This window comes from uncultured Methanobrevibacter sp. (genome assembly GCF_902774605.1).
In the GTDB taxonomy this organism is placed as follows: domain Archaea; phylum Methanobacteriota; class Methanobacteria; order Methanobacteriales; family Methanobacteriaceae; genus Methanocatella.
This window is the reverse complement of sequence record NZ_CACYJE010000013.1, coordinates 15,153-33,992: the sequence shown is the minus strand read 5'-3', so window position 1 is coordinate 33,992 and position 18,840 is coordinate 15,153. Positions and strand designations below refer to the sequence as shown.

22 protein-coding genes are annotated in these 18,840 nt (G+C 38.8%); 6 read left to right on the top strand and 16 right to left on the bottom strand.

Annotation, left to right across the window (positions count from 1 at the left end; genetic code table 11):
* Window positions 1-64 precede the first annotated feature (64 nt).
* The 4 genes from QZU77_RS04545 to QZU77_RS04530 all read right to left on the bottom strand — a co-directional run bounded on the left by QZU77_RS04545 (window position 65) and on the right by QZU77_RS04530 (window position 3,984).
* Window positions 65-964 carry a DUF3100 domain-containing protein gene (locus QZU77_RS04545; RefSeq protein WP_295600674.1) on the bottom strand — a complete coding sequence of 300 codons (900 nt, stop codon included), beginning with the start codon at window positions 962-964 and terminating at the stop codon, window positions 65-67.
* Window positions 965-1,124: 160 nt separating this feature from the next.
* Window positions 1,125-1,613: a hypothetical protein gene (locus QZU77_RS04540; RefSeq protein WP_295600671.1), complete on the bottom strand. Its 489-nt coding sequence runs from the start codon at window positions 1,611-1,613 to the stop codon at window positions 1,125-1,127.
* A 2-nt stretch (window positions 1,614-1,615) separates the two neighbouring features.
* Window positions 1,616-2,521, bottom strand: coding sequence for a DUF3100 domain-containing protein (locus QZU77_RS04535; RefSeq protein ID WP_366208861.1), 906 nt, complete (start codon window positions 2,519-2,521; stop codon window positions 1,616-1,618).
* Window positions 2,522-2,721: 200 nt separating this feature from the next.
* Window positions 2,722-3,984, bottom strand: a complete 1,263-nt coding sequence (locus QZU77_RS04530; RefSeq protein ID WP_295600665.1) for a tRNA(Ile)(2)-agmatinylcytidine synthase — start codon at window positions 3,982-3,984, stop codon at window positions 2,722-2,724.
* 56 nt (window positions 3,985-4,040) lie between these two features.
* On the opposite strand from QZU77_RS04530, the gene QZU77_RS04525 reads away from it, so the two are divergent.
* Window positions 4,041-4,973, top strand: a complete 933-nt coding sequence (locus QZU77_RS04525; protein ID WP_295600662.1) for a transcriptional regulator — start codon at window positions 4,041-4,043, stop codon at window positions 4,971-4,973.
* 9 nt (window positions 4,974-4,982) lie between these two features.
* Window positions 4,983-5,369, top strand: a complete 387-nt coding sequence (locus tag QZU77_RS04520) for a hypothetical protein (protein ID WP_295600659.1) — start codon at window positions 4,983-4,985, stop codon at window positions 5,367-5,369.
* On the opposite strand, the gene QZU77_RS04515 is transcribed toward QZU77_RS04520, so the two are convergent.
* Both QZU77_RS04515 and QZU77_RS04510 read right to left on the bottom strand, forming a co-directional pair.
* On the bottom strand, window positions 5,366-6,160 hold the full coding sequence (locus tag QZU77_RS04515; RefSeq protein WP_295600656.1) for a hypothetical protein: 795 nt from the start codon (window positions 6,158-6,160) through the stop codon (window positions 5,366-5,368). The two genes, QZU77_RS04520 and QZU77_RS04515, sit on opposite strands and share 4 nt — an antisense overlap.
* Before the next feature lie 6 nt (window positions 6,161-6,166).
* The gene (locus tag QZU77_RS04510; RefSeq protein ID WP_295600653.1) at window positions 6,167-6,505 is read right to left on the bottom strand and encodes a heavy metal-binding domain-containing protein; all 339 of its coding nucleotides are present in this window, start codon (window positions 6,503-6,505) and stop codon (window positions 6,167-6,169) included.
* 182 nt (window positions 6,506-6,687) lie between these two features.
* Between QZU77_RS04510 and serA the strand changes: the two genes are divergently transcribed.
* Entirely contained in the window at window positions 6,688-8,262 is a 1,575-nt protein-coding gene (gene serA / locus QZU77_RS04505) for a phosphoglycerate dehydrogenase (RefSeq protein ID WP_295600650.1), read from the top strand.
* Window positions 8,263-8,289: 27 nt separating this feature from the next.
* On the opposite strand, the gene QZU77_RS04500 is transcribed toward serA, so the two are convergent.
* Genes QZU77_RS04500 through QZU77_RS04485 form a run of 4 tightly spaced genes read right to left on the bottom strand, consistent with a single transcriptional unit; the run spans window position 8,290 to window position 10,972 of the window.
* On the bottom strand, window positions 8,290-9,027 hold the full coding sequence (locus tag QZU77_RS04500) for a Mov34/MPN/PAD-1 family protein (protein WP_295600647.1): 738 nt from the start codon (window positions 9,025-9,027) through the stop codon (window positions 8,290-8,292).
* On the bottom strand, window positions 9,024-9,746 hold the full coding sequence (locus tag QZU77_RS04495) for a tRNA(His) guanylyltransferase Thg1 family protein (RefSeq protein WP_295600644.1): 723 nt from the start codon (window positions 9,744-9,746) through the stop codon (window positions 9,024-9,026). The genes QZU77_RS04500 and QZU77_RS04495 overlap by 4 nt, the downstream gene beginning before the upstream one ends.
* A complete protein-coding gene (locus QZU77_RS04490; protein WP_295600641.1) occupies window positions 9,746-10,510 on the bottom strand; it encodes an aspartate dehydrogenase in 765 nt (254 codons plus the stop codon). Before QZU77_RS04490 ends, QZU77_RS04495 begins: the two co-directional genes overlap by 1 nt.
* Before the next feature lie 57 nt (window positions 10,511-10,567).
* On the bottom strand, window positions 10,568-10,972 hold the full coding sequence (locus QZU77_RS04485; RefSeq protein WP_295600638.1) for a PRC-barrel domain-containing protein: 405 nt from the start codon (window positions 10,970-10,972) through the stop codon (window positions 10,568-10,570).
* A gap of 156 nt (window positions 10,973-11,128) precedes the next feature.
* Here QZU77_RS04485 and QZU77_RS04480 point away from each other — a divergent pair, with 156 nt between their 5' ends.
* Complete coding sequence (locus tag QZU77_RS04480; RefSeq protein ID WP_295600635.1) at window positions 11,129-11,851, top strand: tRNA-binding protein; 723 nt, start codon at window positions 11,129-11,131, stop codon at window positions 11,849-11,851.
* Between the two features lie 17 nt (window positions 11,852-11,868).
* On the opposite strand, the gene QZU77_RS04475 is transcribed toward QZU77_RS04480, so the two are convergent.
* Complete coding sequence (locus QZU77_RS04475; RefSeq protein ID WP_295600632.1) at window positions 11,869-13,281, bottom strand: lactaldehyde dehydrogenase; 1,413 nt, start codon at window positions 13,279-13,281, stop codon at window positions 11,869-11,871.
* Between the two features lie 52 nt (window positions 13,282-13,333).
* Here QZU77_RS04475 and QZU77_RS04470 point away from each other — a divergent pair, with 52 nt between their 5' ends.
* Window positions 13,334-13,912, top strand: coding sequence for a TMEM175 family protein (locus QZU77_RS04470; protein WP_295600629.1), 579 nt, complete (start codon window positions 13,334-13,336; stop codon window positions 13,910-13,912).
* Complete coding sequence (locus QZU77_RS04465; RefSeq protein ID WP_295600626.1) at window positions 13,902-14,471, top strand: TMEM175 family protein; 570 nt, start codon at window positions 13,902-13,904, stop codon at window positions 14,469-14,471. Before QZU77_RS04470 ends, QZU77_RS04465 begins: the two co-directional genes overlap by 11 nt.
* A gap of 31 nt (window positions 14,472-14,502) precedes the next feature.
* Here the strand turns inward: QZU77_RS04465 and QZU77_RS04460 are convergent, their stop codons facing one another.
* The 5 genes from QZU77_RS04460 to QZU77_RS04440 all read right to left on the bottom strand — a co-directional run bounded on the left by QZU77_RS04460 (window position 14,503) and on the right by QZU77_RS04440 (window position 18,832).
* Entirely contained in the window at window positions 14,503-14,718 is a 216-nt protein-coding gene (locus QZU77_RS04460; protein WP_295600623.1) for a hypothetical protein, read from the bottom strand.
* Window positions 14,719-14,811: 93 nt separating this feature from the next.
* Window positions 14,812-15,753, bottom strand: a complete 942-nt coding sequence (locus tag QZU77_RS04455) for a bile acid:sodium symporter family protein (RefSeq protein ID WP_295600620.1) — start codon at window positions 15,751-15,753, stop codon at window positions 14,812-14,814.
* 56 nt (window positions 15,754-15,809) lie between these two features.
* Window positions 15,810-15,992 carry a class III signal peptide-containing protein gene (locus QZU77_RS04450; protein WP_295600617.1) on the bottom strand — a complete coding sequence of 61 codons (183 nt, stop codon included), beginning with the start codon at window positions 15,990-15,992 and terminating at the stop codon, window positions 15,810-15,812.
* Window positions 15,993-16,919: a type II secretion system F family protein gene (locus QZU77_RS04445; RefSeq protein ID WP_295600614.1), complete on the bottom strand. Its 927-nt coding sequence runs from the start codon at window positions 16,917-16,919 to the stop codon at window positions 15,993-15,995.
* Window positions 16,920-17,104: 185 nt separating this feature from the next.
* Window positions 17,105-18,832, bottom strand: a complete 1,728-nt coding sequence (locus QZU77_RS04440; RefSeq protein ID WP_295600611.1) for an MATE family efflux transporter — start codon at window positions 18,830-18,832, stop codon at window positions 17,105-17,107.
* Between the last annotated feature and the right edge of the window lie 8 nt (window positions 18,833-18,840).

The following is an 18,840-nucleotide window of genomic DNA, read 5'->3' as shown; positions in this document are numbered from 1 at the left end:
AATATCCAATTGAAAATACCGTGAACGGTAACGTTTTCAGACCCGTCAATCAAATCAGGCATGACTATTCATCCTCCTTTTTGGGCATTATGGATTTTCTTCCGATTTTAGGCTCCAACAAATCATACACTTTCTCAGTCAATGGGAGTGCTACGAATATCACAATATATATTCCCACACAGAATGACAATAGATTGCTGAATCCTGCAAACGCCTCGATTTGAGTCTCCATTCCCGGAAATGCCGCCAAGGTAGGTCCTATGGCAGCTGCATTCATGCTTGCGCTGCCCACTCCACTAGCCATTGCGAACGCATATGGGTGCAGCGGCAGGAATGACAGTGAGAATGTCACAAGGAAGCTTATGAATATTGTGCCTATTACGGTACCTATGATGAATATTGCAAACACTCCTCTTGATTCAGGAGAGTTGAAACCGTACTTGTCAACCACTACCGCAACGTTGGGCTCCCTTCCGATTGAGTTTGTCATTCCGATTGCCTCTTTCTTGAATCCCAATAACAATGCTATCGGAAGCACCAGAATGGTTGCAAGGTGTCCCAGTTCCTGCAGGATTAATGCCGGACCCATGTCAAAGATGAGGCTTATGGATTGTCCGCTGGACACAGCTAATTTTGCAATCAACACTCCTATGAAAAGCATCATTGCCCCTTCAGCAATACGTGCCTGTTTTCTTTGAATCCATTTGATTGGCTTTGCCAGGTAAAAAACAAGTCCCAGGATGATGGTGTATATCAATGGCATTATCGTGATTTCCACGTCCTTTGCGATTGGAATGGTGATAGTGCCTATCAACTCAGCGATGACAACTAAAATTAGTACTGTAATGTGTAATCTGTAATCTCTCCATGGATTTCTTTTTAAAATACGCTTATCCGTTTTTTCCCTATAGATATGTTCAAGCTGAGCGTTTGGATCTTTATCCGGAATTGTAATCCACTCCAAGAAATATTTTGATGTATATTAAAATTTAATATATCAAAAGTTAGTATACAATTTAATATTTCGTATGATGGATTATTTAAAGTATATACATTTGGCACGATGAAATTCACTAAATAGGAAATAGAAAGTGGTGTTGATTTTCACAAAATAAGAAAAAAAGTTATACTGGAACACCAGTCATAACTAAAACAATATGTGCCACAACGGCCGCACCAAGATAAGTTGAAGCAATAACCAGGACAGTAACGATTATTGCGCGCAGACCAAGTGCCTTGAACTCATTCCAACTCTTACCCATTCCAATACCCACATAGGCAAGGAATACGGTAACGATTGAGAGAAGTTCAATCTTTGAAACATAATATGAAACGAATTCGGATGTCGGCATTCCTGGGAAAGCCAATATTATACCCATTACACTGATATAGATAATTGAAGAAATGTTGAAAGGCAGATACCTTTCCATCCACACGCCCGCAAGCGTGAGCAGGGACAATATGAACATTCCAATTAGGGAATCTGTAATGGGATGCTTGTAGCCGATATAGTTACCTATTACAGTAATTATTGAAAAGATTGCAAGAAGCAATATCCAATTGAAAATTCCATGCACGGTAATGTTTTCAGACCCATCGATCAAATCAGGCATAATTATTCACCCTCCTTTTCTTCAACAATTGCCTTTCTTCCAATTTTTGGCTCCAAAAAGTAATATAACTTTTCAGTCAATGGCAATGCAAGGAATATTACAATATATATTCCTATGGAGAATGACAATAGATTACTGAATCCTGCAAACGCCTCGATTTGGGTTTCCAATCCTGGAAATGCCGCAAGAGTAGGTCCTAAGGAAGCCGCATTCATACTTGCACTGCCCACTCCACTTGCCATAGCGAATGCATATGGGTGGAACGGAATTAGTGAAACACTGATACTGGTTAGGAAACTGATGAATACAGTACCGATTATTGTTCCGACAATGAATAATGCAAATATTCCACGGGATTCCGGGGAATTGAATCCATATTTATCAACAACTACTGCCACTTCCGGTTCACGACCGATTGAATTGGTCATACCGATGGCTTCTCGTTTAAATCCTAAAAGCAATGCTACCGGAAGAGCGATTAAAATTGTTGCCAAGTGTCCTAATTCCTGCAACAGCAATGCAGGACCCATTTCAAACAATAGGTGCATTGATTGTCCGCTGGACACAGCGAGTTTAGCAATCAATATGCCGATAAACAGCATCATTGCCCCTTCTGCAACCCTGGATTGTTTTCTTTGAATCCATTTGATCGGCTTTGCTAGGTAAAATACCAGTCCTAAAACCATTGTGTATAGTAGAGGCATTATGGATACTTCTACCCCACTGGTAATTGGGATTTTAATCGGACCGATTAATTCGGCAATTATCACTAAAACGAGTACAGTAAAGTGCAATCCATAGTCCTTCCACGGATTTTTCTTTAAGATACGCTTATCAGTTTTTTCACGGTAAATATGTTGAATTTCATTCGTAGGATTATTTTTATCAGTTATAATATCCTCTCCCACTCACTATAAATTTATCATGCTAATTATTTTATACTTTCAAATTTTTAGTATATAAATTAGTATGACTTAGTTCTCAAAAGTTCTAATAATATGAATAAAAATTATTAAAAACATTAATTTATTTCCTAAAAAGTGAACTAATTATTTTATATGAAAATTATTAAAATTAAAAAATAAGGAATAAAATAATTTAAAAAATCTTAAAACATCCTACAAAGGGGTTTTGACAAGTGACGCCTAGCAGAAACCGGTGTTTCATAAAACCAATGATTTTTTAAAGAACGAGAAATTTTAATAGGAACTTTTTTGCCAGACTCGATTCTTCTGCCGCACTTCTTGCATTTGAAACCCTTGTTCCTACCCGCCGAAGTCATTCTCTTGCCGCATTCACAAACAGGATTTTTATACTCAACATCATTAAGTTCAATGACCTGGAACTTCTCGATATTGAAAGTCTTCTGCTCGCCAATCCCGCCGTAAACCCTGATAACATCACCTGGGCGCAAATGTGAAACTGTTTTTCTGAAGTTCTTGGTTGGCTCATACGCCCCGCACTCAATCTCGCCGGACCCGTCAGATATATAAAAGAACATGTGGCCCCCATCAATGATTGTGGGCTTATTCTTGACGGTTCCAACCACTTCATAGCATCCGAATTGTTTCATGTCGGAAATTCTTGAAGCCTTTTGAATGTGCATGTCAGTGTGCTGATTTGTCTTGAATATGCACCAGTCAACAATCGGCTCATTAACCTGAACTATATCCTTGGCCCTTTGCAATGCTTCGGGAATGTTGGACCTGATGCCGTACAATACCGGACATGGGGTTTTCGGCTCTATTGCAATGTAATCCTCGGAATAGTCAATATTTTCAAAGGTGTCGGGATAGGTTTCCTTATCCATCCTGTAGACTGATGCATGGTCAATCTGCCTTTCAGTACCATAATTTTCAGAATCCCTGTATGCCAGCAATTCAAAGGTGTAATCCGCCAGGGGCAAACTGATGGCCGCAATGGATCCTATTATTCCCCTTCCCTTTTTGAACTTATGGATTTCACATCCTATGGACTCTCCAAACTCTTCAGCCTCCTCAATGGTTATGAATTCATAGATTGCCCTGAATGCATAATCCTGCATTTCACGGGTGATTTCACCCTCATAGAAGATTACCCCTGGATTGGTATTGTCGCAGTCAAACATGGACAGCTTTTCAACTTCCTCAAGAACAATACTGCGGGCCAACTCCGCCTTATCGTCATTCAATATTTTCAATGCAACACCGCCGTTGCCCCTTGTCTTAAAGCGAGCAAAAGGGTTTAAGCGAATCAATTTCGGATAATCCACCAGTTCAATGCCATTATCCTCAAATAGGTTAATGATTTGGCTGGCGAGAAATGTGGTGCACATCCCATCGGGAGAGTCAGTGTCATCTATTCCAATATGCAAATAATTAATCTCAATCACCTACTTAAAATATATTAAAGTTAAAAGAATATATAGTTTAATAGAGGTAACCGAACATGTTGACAAGAAGCCAAATGCTGCACAATATCGAGAATCTCCTAACATCACAGGGCTATAAAACCTCTGACATTTACGACCAGGGCTCATTCGATATTGTGGCGAGAAAAAACCTATTAATACTACTTCTGAAAACGTTTTTGAATATTGACAGCATCAATGAGCAGAACGCCCATGAAATGAAACAATTGGCGAACATATTTCTAGCCTCCCCGATAATAATAGGTGAAAAATCCCGAAACGGAGCATTGGAGGAAGGCGTGATTTATGAGAGATATGACATTCCCGCCATTGGCTTCGATACATTGAAAAACATGATTGTGTATAACGAATACCCTGAAATCCTGGCTGACCGTGGAGGATACTTCGTTAAAATCGACGGCAATGTCATAAAGCAATACCGTGAAGAGTATTCAATGTCACTTAAGGACCTGGCCAACCTGGCCCATGTTTCACGTGCAACAATGTACAAGTATGAAAACGGCATTGTGAGGGCCAACACCGAAACAGCAATGATTCTGGAGGAAATACTGAATACCAAGGTGACCCTTGACATTGACCTGTTAAAGCAGCCTCAAAACGATGCCATCAAATACACTGATGATGTTAATGACTTATCAAAACTAGGATATGGAGTCATATCCACCAATAAAAGTCCATTTGATGCAGTGGCTAAAATGAAAAGTTCAGACAAGCATTCCCCATTAATGGCTAATGTTGAAAAGAACAGAAGTGAGAAAACACTTAAAAGAATGGCAATACCTCTTAAGGACTTATCAATGGTGACAACCTCCGAGCCTGTTTTCATCATCAACAATGACAAGATCAAGGAATCGATCGGCACGGTGCCAGTGATTAAGTCTTGGGAGCTTAAGGAATTTGAAAATTCAAAAGAACTATTGAAGATGATAAAAGAGAGAAAGGAAAACTAGTGTGGTAATATGGAGAACTTACAGATAACTGGAATGGAAAACTATCCGATAAAATGGGTTTGCAATTTCAAAGGCCAGAAAGCCATTGGAATATGTGGCAAAACTCAAAAAATAGCAATGTTTGCATCAGATGAAAGAGTATCCAGAATCCTTGACGATATTGTAATCGGAACCGATGAGGCTCAGGAAGGATACGGATGCGAAGAAAAGGACAGGTGCTGCAATTTCGAATGCGACCTGTGCGAAATCTCACCAAGACAATACCTGCAGATAACCGGCAAGAAACCATCCAACAAGAACATCAAGGACCTGATCAATGGACTGGCTGACTTGAACCAATCCCTTGAAGAGGACGGGCATGTTCCATTTGAAGAATATGAAATTGTGAAACTTTAGAATTGCTTCAACAATTCAAAGTCTTCACGAGCCTCTTCTATTTTTGCAACACCAATTGATATTGCATCCACATAATCAACACTTTTAAAAAAGGTGAATGCTTCCCTTGGTTTCAATACCCCTGCCGCCAATGTCCTGGTGGCTATTATTTTTTTGTTTAATTTCAACACCCTGTCAACGAATTCCTGTCTTTGAGAAGCATTGAATGCATTGATGTCCATCATGTAGGATAAGCTGTTCAAAGGCATCATGTAAAAGTCAAACAAATCCAGATCAATGTTATCCCCAAGCAGGTCTGTTGTTCTTGATGGGAATGCTGTGACAAGGCCTGACAGTGCCCCAGTGTCGTTTATCCTGTTCAGCATCTTGGTTGTCAATCTCCAGTCGTAAGCATCTGTGATGAACTCATCAACAAGCATCAGCGGACAGTCATATGTTGAGAACAGCTCTATATCCTCATCCCAGTCAACTTCCTTTGCGACCTCATAGTTAGGGTTTAGATAATCAACGTCACTCTTGCCTATTGTCGCAATGACTTTCATCACACAGCCCGCATCAGCCGCCAAATCATATGCCTTAAGCAGGTTGTCATCGTTGACGAGGTTGATTGCACGCACGCCCTGGTCATAGGATTCCATGATGACTTCGCAAGCGTATTGGGGATTATTGTATAAATCATCCAGATACAGTCTGGACCTATGGCCGTAATATAGCTCGGCCATGAACGGCCCGTAGCCCAGTATGGTTTGAGGTATTGTCTTGCCTTTATAGTTTAAATCCTCAAAAAACATGGATACCTATTCCTTTTCAACAACCACTGCGGTTCCATATACCAGGATTTCCTGCATGACATCTGATATTTCATTTGAATCGAATCTGATTGCAATGATTCCGTTGGCGCCCAATTCCTTGGCATGTTCAATTGCCCTTGACAATGCTTCGTCACGGGACTCTTCCATCATGGTCACATATTGCTTGATTTCGCCTCCGAAGAGAGATTTGATGCCTGCGCCGATTTGGCCCCCGGCACCTCTGCTTCTAACGGTCAATCCATATATGAAGCCTTTTGTTTCAACGATTCTATATCCTGGCACATCATTTGCGGTTGAAATTACATATTCATCTACTGATACCATTATATCACCAATTAATAGTTATTAATTTAAATGTTATTTAATTGTTTCACAGGAAAATATTTGGAAATGAAATTAATGAATATGTTAAAATTTAAGTATATGAACATCTTTTAAATATAATAAAAAACATACATTTAACTAATATTTATTATTAAATATTCAAGAAAAATTATGGTGAAAATATGAAAGTACTTATTGCTGATGCTATTAACGAAAAAGGTATTGAAAATTTAAAGGAAGTAGCAGAAGTCGTTGTAGATACTAGCATTACTCCTGAAGAATTAGCAGATACCATACATGAATACAATGGAATCATTGTAAGAAGCCGGACAAAATTAACCGCAGACATCATTAAAAAAGCTGACAATTTGCAAATCATCGCAAGAGCAGGTGTCGGAGTGGACAACATCGACCTCGACGCTGCAACCGAAAAGGGTATCATGGTTGTCAACTCACCGGAATCAACTTCCGTGACCGTAGCGGAACACACAATGGGATTGATCTTAAGCATGGCCCGTAAAATCGCAATTGCAGACAAATCAGTCAAAGACGGCAAATGGGAGAAAAAACAGTTCATGGGTGTTGAACTCAGAAACAAAACTCTCGGTGTAATCGGTATGGGAAGAATCGGTTCACAAGTGGTCAACAGATGTAAGGCATTTGGAATGGATGCAATGGCTTACGACCCATACCTGCCTGAAGAAGTGGCTAAGCAGATGGGCGTTGACTTAACAGATCTAGACACAGTTCTTAAGAACTCCGATTTCATTACAATCCACGTGCCTCTCACCCCGGAAACCAAACATTCAATATCCGCTGAACAGTTTGACTTGATGAAGGACACAGCATACATCGTGAACTGTGCCCGTGGTGGAATCATTGATGAAGACGCTTTATACGACGCATTGGTCAACAATAAAATCGGCGGTGCAGCATTGGACGTGTATGAAGAAGAACCACCTGCAAGCGACTCAAAATTATTCGAATTAGACAACATTGTTTTAACTCCACACATTGCGGCTTCAACCAAAGAAGCACAAAGAGACGCTGCAATCATAGTAGCTGATGAAATCATTGACTTGATTAAAGGAAACAATCCTAAAAACGTTTTAAACATGCCACGCATCGACAACAACACCTATCAGGAAGTTGCACCGTACATGGAATTATGTGAAAAATTAGGAAGTTTCATCTCACAAGGAATCAACGGCAAAATCAAAGAGATTGAAATCGTCTACAGTGGAGAATTGGCAGAAATCGACAACCTTGAAATATTAACCAGAACAGTTATCCAAGGTGCAGTAAACCCATTCTTAAGCTCCCCGGTCAATGCGGTAAACGCTTCCCTTGTTGCTAAGGAAAGAGGAATCAGCATTACTGAAGGAAGAAAAGATAACGCTAAGGGTTACGAATCATTAATCAAAGTTATTGCAAAAAGTGATGAGGACACCTTCTCTGCTGAAGGAACACACCTGCACGAAGCAAGAATCCTGAAGGTTAACGGTTACTGGGTGGACGTCATTCCTGAAGGACACATGTTCATCGCCAAATACGAAGACGTGCCAGGAAGCATTGGTAAAATCGGAACAAAACTAGGCGAACATGGAGTAAACATTGGAATCATGCAAGTTGGAAGAGACATAAAAGGCGGAAGAGCCATTATGGTCTTAACCTTAGATAAAGAAATTCCAAAAGATGTAATTAAAGAAATCCAAGCTTTAGACAATGTTTATGAAGCTAACGGATTAGAATTATAAAAAACAATTTTTCACCATAATTGTTTTTTATTTTTTATTTTTACTAATTTTTTTAACACTGCCATCCGAATTTAACTCAATTCTGATTACTTGATGGTTTTGAGGCAATTGAGTATTTGATATGATATTGATCGGATCAAGAGGTATGTGTATATCCGGCCGGTTGTTTATCTGGTGTCTTTTTTCATATTCCGCATAATGGTCTTTGCGGGTTTCATCAAGGGTCTTGAAGAATTCATCATCCTCCTCATCGAAAAATCCCGGTTTGAAATCATCGTCGTCTGTGATTACGTCGCTTTCATCGAAAAAGTCATCGGGATTGTTGTCGTTGAAGTGTGAATAGTCCCCGATTGTGTAGTCCAGATGCTGACCGTACCTATCATATGACCTGAAAGTTTCAAGGGAGTATGGAAGGCATACAATCATGTGGAAGAATCCGTTTTTTGAAAATGTCTTTAAATCCGCATCGGAGGGCATTGCGCTTGGCCCTGGGTGTGAGTGGACTGATCCCATGTACTTGGTATTCATTGGAAGCCTTTCAGTATGAACCACAGCCCCTGTTTCGCATGTTTCTCCCGGAACGAATATTAATCCTGTGATGTATAGGATTTTATCCTTTATTTCCCCATCGAAGAATGCAAGAAATTCATTAGGGTATGATTTTTTAGCATAATATATTACGGATTCAAGAACCTCACGGTCAACCCTTACTTCATTGAATTCATCCTCGTTTTTGTTTCCGAACAGTCTTGATATAAAGCTCATTTAATCACTCCGATTTTCTTAAAGAATTCTTCAGTGAATTTTGGAAGCTCCCAGTCGGTGTGAACATAACTCCTGTATGATGTTTGGTTCCTGTTTTCCTTTTTGTTGAAACCGACCACTTCCTTATGTTTCCTATATATTCCTATCCCTCTTTTTTTATAGGTTTCGATATCGTTTAAGTTAATGCCATTTTGGAACAATAATTCATGGATTTCATTTAACTTCAACCCATTTATTTTATCGTTTGCTTCAGAATTTGAATACTTTGATTTGAGGTAAGTGATGCCGTGGGAGTTGACGCAATTCCTCCAGCATTCGTCCTGCCTCCACCTGAAATATTTAAGAATGTCCCCCTCCGCAATCGGAATTATCCTTGAATCGAATGCAGGGGGCTTTGTGAAATCAACATCATAATGCATTACAAATGAACTTGCGGTGAAACTTGCAACAACGGAATCTATCTTTTCAACACGGCCTTCAAAAGGAACATTATCAAGTATCAAGCTTATCTCATCTGAAAAAGTGTAGACGAACAATGGAGAGAATTCCTCAAATAAATCCCTACATACCATTGAAATTACCTTGTAAAAATTCTCGTCATATGGCTTGACCAATTTTAAATCGCTAGCCAGCTTATGGAAACTTCTGCCATCTAGACGAATGACAATCTTTGAGTTTTTCGGAACTTTTAGAGATGAATAAACTTCATAATCCTTCATTACATACCCACACAAATGGTTTCATTGAAACTTTTAAGCAATCTAATTGCTGAAAGTGCCGCCAGCATGCTTGTTTTCGGATTGGCCGCACATGGATAATTCATGGTTGTTGTCTTGAACTCACCGAAATCCCCCTTGGCGGTGATTTCATGCACATTCCTGTCAACTTTCGGGTCAACAATGATTTTCACGTCAATGTCTCTTTGGCATGCGATACTGATGGTTGCCGCAACATTGATGTTTAATGGGAATTCCTTTACGGCATCGGATGCTTTTCCTTCAAACAGCACCTCTTCAGTATCAATGTTCTTGCCAAGTGATTTTGGTGATTTTCTAGTAACGAGACTAACTTCCTTAAGACCGAATTTGGCAACAGCCTTTATTCCATCCAAGCCGACGATGGCTCCTGATGGAAGGTGTATCTTGGCACCGTTATCCTTTGCAAGGGATTCTAACTCATGATAAAAATCAAAATCCATCAATGCGCCGATGCTCATCACGATCATGTCAATTCCATGACCTAGCACTTTTGGAGCATATTCCTTTACTGAAACCGGCGCTGCACATTCCAAAATCAGATCAACATCATTCAGCATGTCATCAAAGTCAAGAACCGCCACGCCTCCAGCCAAGCTTGCAAGGTTTTCCGCTCTTTCAATATCCTTGTCAAAGAAGTATGCAATGTCTATATTGTTTTCTTCCTGAACAATACTGGTTGTTATAATGTTAGCAATGGCTCCACAGCCTATAATACCTACTTTCATAGTTATCACGTAAAAAGAGTTTTATAAAAAAAAGAATTTAATTGAAAGATTTTTTGATTATAATCTTTCAGCATCGAATTGGGTTTGGGTTTCAACTTGTGGTTCTGGGTTTTCTGGTTTTGGAACTTGAACTTCAGGGATTTGAGGTTCCGGATTGATTTTTTTCATATCCCTAGGGTTAATTAACATAATGTCTCCAATAGCCTGAACCTTATCAAAATCCACGGTCAATAAATCGCTTTGGAATGACCTCATTTCATTTTCTTCAGGACTTTCTCCACGGAGCATACCCATAAATGACCTGGAAAGACCTGCTGGTTTTGGTTGTTGTTCAATAGCCCTTACTTGTAATTTTGAAATAGTTCCTAATCTAATATTAAGAATGACGTCTTCTACACGACCAACATAGTGTCCTGTGTTGGTATAAATATCTAAACTGCGTAATTTTGAAACTTCTACCATGATTACACCACATAATAATTAAATAAATATGTATAAATTTATTTTATTGTTAATATAAATAGTTTTTGTTTTTTAAACTTTAAAATCGCTTATTTAACAAAAAATTTATTAAATTATAAATTTAAAATATAATTTAGACTAAAAAGAGGACTTCAAATGTGGGATACAACTAAAGATTATAGAATTCTAGTAGCAAGCAAGGCAAGAGAAAACTACCTGAATCTCATTCCAACAGCATCATTCAGAGGAAGTTGGAACAAGAAACAAGCTATTGATTTAGGAAAACAAATGAACAGTGATTTTCAATCATTAACTTACTCTTACCTTGAAGGAGATGAATTGGTGAACTCTCCTGATGTTGCTTCATTAAAAGAAAAGGCTGAAAAAATCATCGAATACCTGGGAGGGGACGATTGGAACAAGAAGTTCCTAAGCAACACTCCAAAAGAGGACAAGGAGAAAACCCAGGAAAACATTGCAAAGGTGAGATTCTTCCTAGACACTATAATCGGCTTAAAAGACCGTCTGGCCTTAGGCCCGATAAATGATCCGATTATGGGAGTGGACATCAAGGTCGGTGAAGTGATGAGCGTTACACAGCATCCTAAAAATGATAAGCTGATGTTATGCAATGTCAATCTTGGAAAGCGTGCAATAACCGTTGTCACAAATGACCTGAACGTTAAAGATGACAATAGAGTAGGAGTTTCCCTGCTTCCCCCACAGTCATTCAGCGACATTGTGAGCGAAGGAATGTTCCTTGGTATGAACGGCAGCATCCTAAAGGATGTTGAAGGCGAACTCGGCCAAATGCCAAAGGGAATACCTATGGAATCCCTTAATGAAACACGTAACCTTGTTGAAAATTATTTAAAATAGCTAAAAATTTAGCTATTTCATCTTAAATTTAACCCTATTAATTTTGTTTTTGTCATTTCTTCAACGGCGTATTTAATTCCTTCTTTTCCAACGCCACTGTTTTTAAATCCTCCGAAAGGCATGTTGTCTGTTCTGAATGTTGACTGCTTATTTATGAATACTGTTCCTGCCTCGACTTCCCGTGCACATTTCATTGCATTCGAATAGCTTTCAGTGAATACTCCTGCCTGAAGACCATATTCAGTATCGTTTGCCACTTCAATGGCTTCCTCCACTGAATCTATGCGGATTATTGGTGCCACCGGACCGAATGTTTCATTGACCACAAGATCCATGCATGGAGTTACCTTATCAATTACTGTTGCCTGATAGAATGCTCCTTCACGCGCTCCGCCAATCAATATTTCTGCACCATCTTCAACTGCATTGTTAACTGTCTCCTCAACTTGTCTGGCGGCATTTTCAGAGATTAATGTTCCAAGAGTTGTTTTTGAGTCCAGAGGATTTCCCATCACCAGCTTTTCGGTTTCCCCAACAAGCTTCTGTGCAAATTCATCAGCGATTTCCTCTTCAATGATTATTCTCTTAACGCCCATGCAGACCTGGCCGGCATTTAGGAATGCTCCGTTGATCACTCCTTTGACTGCCTTGTCAATATCTGCATCCTTCAGAACAATCATCGGGTCGTTTCCGCCAAGCTCAAGTGTCACCTTTTTCATCCCTGCCTTTTGGGATATCATCAATCCGGTTGTTACGCTTCCTGTGAATGATATTTTATTAACTTCCGGCGAGGTTACAAGGTAGTCTCCAACTTCCGAACCGTAGCCTGTCACAGTATTCACCACCCCGTCGGGGAATTCCTCGTTAAGCAGTTCGCAGAACATCATCACTGTCAGGGGCGCTTCTGTTGGTGGTTTGACTATCACTGTGTTTTTGCATGATATTGCAGGTGCTATTTTATGGATTGTCAGGTTTAGGGGATAGTTGAATGGAGTTATTGCAGCCACCACCCCTAATGGGAGGCGTTGTGTGAATGCAAAAAATCCCTTTCCGTTCAATCCTGCATCCAATGGTACGCTTTCACCATAGATTCTTTTTGCCTCTTCAGCGGCCAGTTTAAGTGTTTCTATTGACCTGTCCAATTCCACCAGGGATTCATTTATTGGTTTTCCAACCTCCCTTGTCAACAGTTCGGCAAATTCCTCCTTATGTTCCTTTAGCTTTTCAACAACATTATAGAGTTTGTTTGATACTTTGAATGCTGACATTTCAGTCAATGATTCCTTTGCATCATTAGCCGCATCAATTGCCAATTGTGCTGTTTGCAAGTGTGCTATCGGCACTGTGTCGATTACTTCACCATTGAAAGGATTTTTCACATCCTGCCTGTCTTCGCTTGTAACATATTTTCCGCCTATTAGCATGTCCATCTTATCACCTGTTATTAATATTTTTATATTAAAAAATTATAAATATTATCTTATGGAAACCGATAGATTTGAAACATTTTTTGATGCAATCATTGCAATCATAATAACGGTTCTGGTTTTGAAAATCCCCCAGCCGACAACTCCTACCTTGGCTGGAATTTTGGAGCTGCAGAACATTTATATTGCCTATTTGATTAGCTTTTTGATATTGTATAATATCTGGTATGCCAACCATAACCTGTTCCGGGCTGTGGACAATATCGACAATATCACATTGTGGATTTATGGAGTCATGACATTTGTCATTTCTTTGCTTCCTTATTTCACCATTTGGATTGCGAATAATGTTTATTCAATTCCTGCCGAGACAATGTTTGGAGTGATATTCATTGCAACACATATCCTGAACACTGCTGCGAATTGGACCATTGTCAAGAGCAATCCCTACAGCAACATCCATGATCTTCAAATCACAAACCCAATGCATAACATCCCGTTAATAGTGATGGCGATTGGTTTTATCCTGACCTATACCGTTTATATACCGGGAATCTACATTACCTGCCTGTTGTCAATTGTCTTATGGATTTTGATTGCCAGATTTACAAGGGAGGGTGAAAATGGAAACTGAAAGATTTGAAGCCTTGATTGATGCCATTTTAGCGATCATCATAACAATCATTGTTCTGGAGATACCTCTTGCATCATCCGGCTCCTGGGAAGCATTGTTTGCATTGAAATATGAATTCATCATTTATGCAATCAGTTTCATTGTATGCTTCAACTTCTGGAATTTCAACAATAACCTGTTCAGCATCGTGAACAAGGTTGACTCAAAGGTCATCTGGACAATGGGAATCACATTGTTCGTGTTCTCACTCCTGCCATACCTTACAACTTTTGTTGCGGAGAATTTCTATGTGTTCTTCCCGCAATTCCTCTATGGTTTGAGTTTCATTGTAACCGCATTGCTTTCAAAGCTGATTTCCAAGTTCCTGAAGGATTCCGATCCGGCAAATATTGCATTGCAGCTGGTTTTACAAAAAGATTATATTTACTTAATGACCATTGTTCTGGTCATCATCGGGATGGTTATCGGGTATTTCGCATATCCTCCGGCAGTCATCATTTGCTGCCTGCTTTCAATAGTGACAATGTGGATTATTCCTAAGCTTAAAGGACACATTTAGATTTTCTCATGTGAGAAAATCTAAAATCAGTCTAGTATGTACTATATGCATCATACGCAGCATATAATGAATATAGTATAGTCACTATGTTTCCGATTATTCGAATATGGAAATAATAAACCAAAATGCCCATAATTAGTGCGATTACAAACATTATGATACCTTTTTTCTTATATCCATTTATTGCTTGACCCACACCTGGAATAATGAAGGATAGTATTGCGTTAACTATTGCATCAGATTGCATCTTATCACCATTGATTTTCTCATTAAATGCTCAGCTGGATCAAATGTTTATCATTAAAAATATTAAAATTTTGGCAAATATATCAGACATTAATCAGTCATGATACTTCTTAAACAGATATGCCAGAATGGACCCCGCCAGGTTTTGCCAAACTGAATATAATGCCCCTGGAACTGTTGCCTGAGCAAGGTTTGGGAAATGAGTTTTAGCAAGACTGGTGGACAATCCTGAATTTTGGAATGCCAATTCGATGGCTACGGTAATGATTTGTTTCCTTTTCATACCGGTCAGGTAGCCTGCGACAAATCCAAGCAGCATCCCTAAGAAATACAATAAGACAATCACGACAATCACAATCACGGAAGATGTCAAGATTGCCTGCTTATTGGCTCCGATTACTCCTGCAACAATCACACAAACAACCAGGGAAGCCAAACCCGGCAAGTAATCCTTTAGCTTTTCACAAAAGCTTGGGAACTTATAGTTTAAAAGCAAACCTAAAGCAATTGGAATAAGCACTATATGCACAATTGAAATGAACATGTCCACAGGATTGAAATGTATCAGATTGCCTATTAACAGCAATGTGATTATTGGAGTTAAAAGCGGGGATAAAATAGTGGATATTGCAGTCAGGGAAACTGACAATGCCACATCACCATCTGCCAGGAAGGTTATGACATCGGAAGCGGTTCCTCCAGGTACAGTGCCGACCAGCACCAAACCTACTGTCAGGGCAGTGTCTAAGGAGAAAATGCTTGCAATAATAAAAGCCAAAACGGGCATGATAATGTATTGGGCAGAGATTCCAACCGCTATCTCGCGGGGATGCCTGAACACATTGGCAAAATTATCAAATTCCAATGTGGTACCCATTGTAAAAATCACCAAGCTTAAAAGCAGATTGATTACCTTTACCCCATTGACTTCACTTAAAACCCAATTGAAAGCCACCGGATAAATTAATGATGATATGACGAACAATATGATAATTATGAAATAATATTTTTCAACCGCTTTGAACACTCTCTTCATATTGTGAATATTTGTTTACATTATTTAAAAAGGTGATGATGAATGGGAAAATTTCATCATTTAAAAAGCTTACCCAATGCTTTCAACTCATTGTTGAATTCACTCACCTCCCTGGAGGATATCTCCCCACTCAAATCACTCATGTAATTATTGTACAAGTAGATTGCAAGAATCACCACAACCACAATTCCGCCGAAAAGCAATATGAATTCCGATGATGCCTGTCCCTTATTATCCATTTAAAAACCTCCCATTAGCAATGTTCCGCCGAATGTTGATATTAAATAGAATATTCCGAATGAAGCAACAACCAACGGCAATGAGTATTTCACTCCCTTTTTAACCTCACCATCCATTATGATGCTGATTATGAAACCGACAAGTATCGAATGGATGATTAAATATATTTCCCCCGCTATCGGTGCGGTCATGATGATTTCCGATTCCATGCCGAATCCCTGCATGAAGCTTGAATAGACGCTGACCATTCCTATGGCGAACGGGGTTGCTATGACTGCTGCGATTAAAAGGAACATCACCGACATCATCACCGATGATCTTCTTTCACGCTTCAATGCCATCAAATCCCTTAAGTCATCTGACACATCAGACAGCACCTTTGAGATGCTTGAGCCGCTTTTACGACCGTCAAGTATTATTCCGAATATCCTCTCCAGTTCACGGGATTTCAGTCGCTTGCTCATTGCAATCCATGCCTCATCGAAATTGCGACCCATTCTAATCTCAATGATCGTCCTTCGCATCTCATCGTATAATGGACCTTCGCCGTACTGTGACATGTCCTCCATTGCGTTTTCAAAGCTCAATCCTACCTGGAGCATGCTGGAGAGTTGCCTTAAAAAGTCAGGTGCCGTCCGCTCTATTTCCTGTGCCCTTCTTTCCTGCTGAACAATGACATATGTGAACAGTCCAGGAATTGAAAAAAGTGGTATAATCAACACAGATAGAGGAAGGTTTAGAAACATCAATGATGATGCTAAAGCAGTTTCTGACAATAATAAAAAAATTACAAGAATAGCTAAAACTTTACTCGCATCTGTAAAAATGGCTCCACTCAACAAAAATTCCTGAAACTTGGACAAATATCTTGCAGGAACAATATTGTCAATGACAACTACTAAATTATCAATTATTTTCAGATTCATAAAATAATCTTATTCTTCCAATAATATAAAGACTTGGTTATCGCCCAAATCAATTTTACAATATGAAAACACTATTTATTTCAAGTGATAATTTTTTTGTAAATTTTATCACATATTTGTCTATTGGATTTAGGTGTGGAGGATACATAGAGCAGATAACGCATTAACATTATCCGCAATAGAGATTAATTTTTGATTGTGATAACTGTACTGTTCAATCCCAAAACCCTGGAATAATCGATTTTATCGGCTATTCTGTTTAGGACACTAATGTTGTCAAATTCCAAATTATCATTTTCAGTCATAGGATTGAAATCGATTCCTGTATCCTTGATTGAAATCGTGATATTGTCATCATTATTTCTGACAATCACATCAATTGTGTCGACCTCATCATTAATGTTGATAATATTCACAATCATTTCCTCAATGGCCATACTTACCACCATTGCGGATTTGTTGCCTTCTAAATAATTTTGAACCTCTTGTGACAATTCAACAGCCTCTTCAATATTGCCATGTATGGTATACTCGCATACTTTTGTATCGTCATTATGCTTGTTGATAAAAAATCCTGAGAACTCCCCATTGGTTTTCCTGTTGAGGTATCTTGAATATGCAAATATGAACAGTATTGTAAAGAGTTCTGCCAATGCAAATGAAATCCAGATTCCATTTCCTCCAAACACAAAGGACAATACTGTTGCAAATCCAATCGGAAATATCAATCCTTCAAGCAATGAAATGATTGTAGACAATTGATTTTTCTGTATTGCCTGAGAATAGAACGTATATAAGAATGTTATTGCAGTTCCCACATAGCTTATTGCAAATATCCTTACAGCATTTAAGACAACAGGAACATAAGCCGGGTCCTTAACGCTGTACAACATCAACAAGGATTGAGGACAAATGATGAATAAAACCGCCAATGCAAGACTTGAAACAAACACTATTTTCAATGATCTGCGAATAATGTAATTCACACCGGAATAATCCTCTTCCTTATAGTAAACTGACACAATTGGAGACATTGTCTGAGATGTCCCAATTAAAAATATGTACAATATGAACAAACTGTTATAACAAATACCAAATGCTACAAGACCTGCGTTTCCAACATATATTCCAATCAAGGAGTTTATAATCAATAGCTTTAATGTCAAGTACAATTGGGTCGATGCAGATGAAAATCCTGAAGTGACAATCCCCTTAAGGAAAGATAAAAACGAACTTAATTTCAATTTTATGAATTGTAATGTACGCTCTGACTTGAAGAAATAATATGAAATGAATATTGAACCTGTCAAATACCCTGTTGAGGTAGCCAATGCGGCACCCCCTATTCCCAAATTAAAGAATTGAATATATATGAAATCAAAGCAGATGTTGATAATGTTAGCCAACAATATTGCTCTGAAAGGCAAGGTAGGAATTCCATCTGCCCTTATAAAGTATGATAAACTCATCATATAACATAAAAACGGCATTCCAATAACCAATGAACGGAAATAGCTAGTGACATCCGGAATCAATTCGGGCTGTGAAGCACATAAAAACTGGGCAATTGAGCCTGAAAATATAAGACCTACAATTGCTATCACTATCCCTATTGTTAAAAGAGATATTATTGCCACCGAAAAGTAGCTATTGCTCTTTTCATCATCGAATTCCGCCTTTGCAACAGAGCAGAGAACACTGCCTCCCAATCCAATCATCCAGTAAATGAGATTTACAAAAGTGATTATGGGAGCAACAATCTGAATTGCTGACAGGTTGGCTGCACCGAGCAAAAAACTCACAATCAAACCATCTACAAAAAGACAAATATTTCCTGCCATGGAAGTGAATAATGTAGGCAGAAAAAACTCTGCAAACTTACTTCTTAATAACTCATAATTACGTTCATACATTGTTTTAC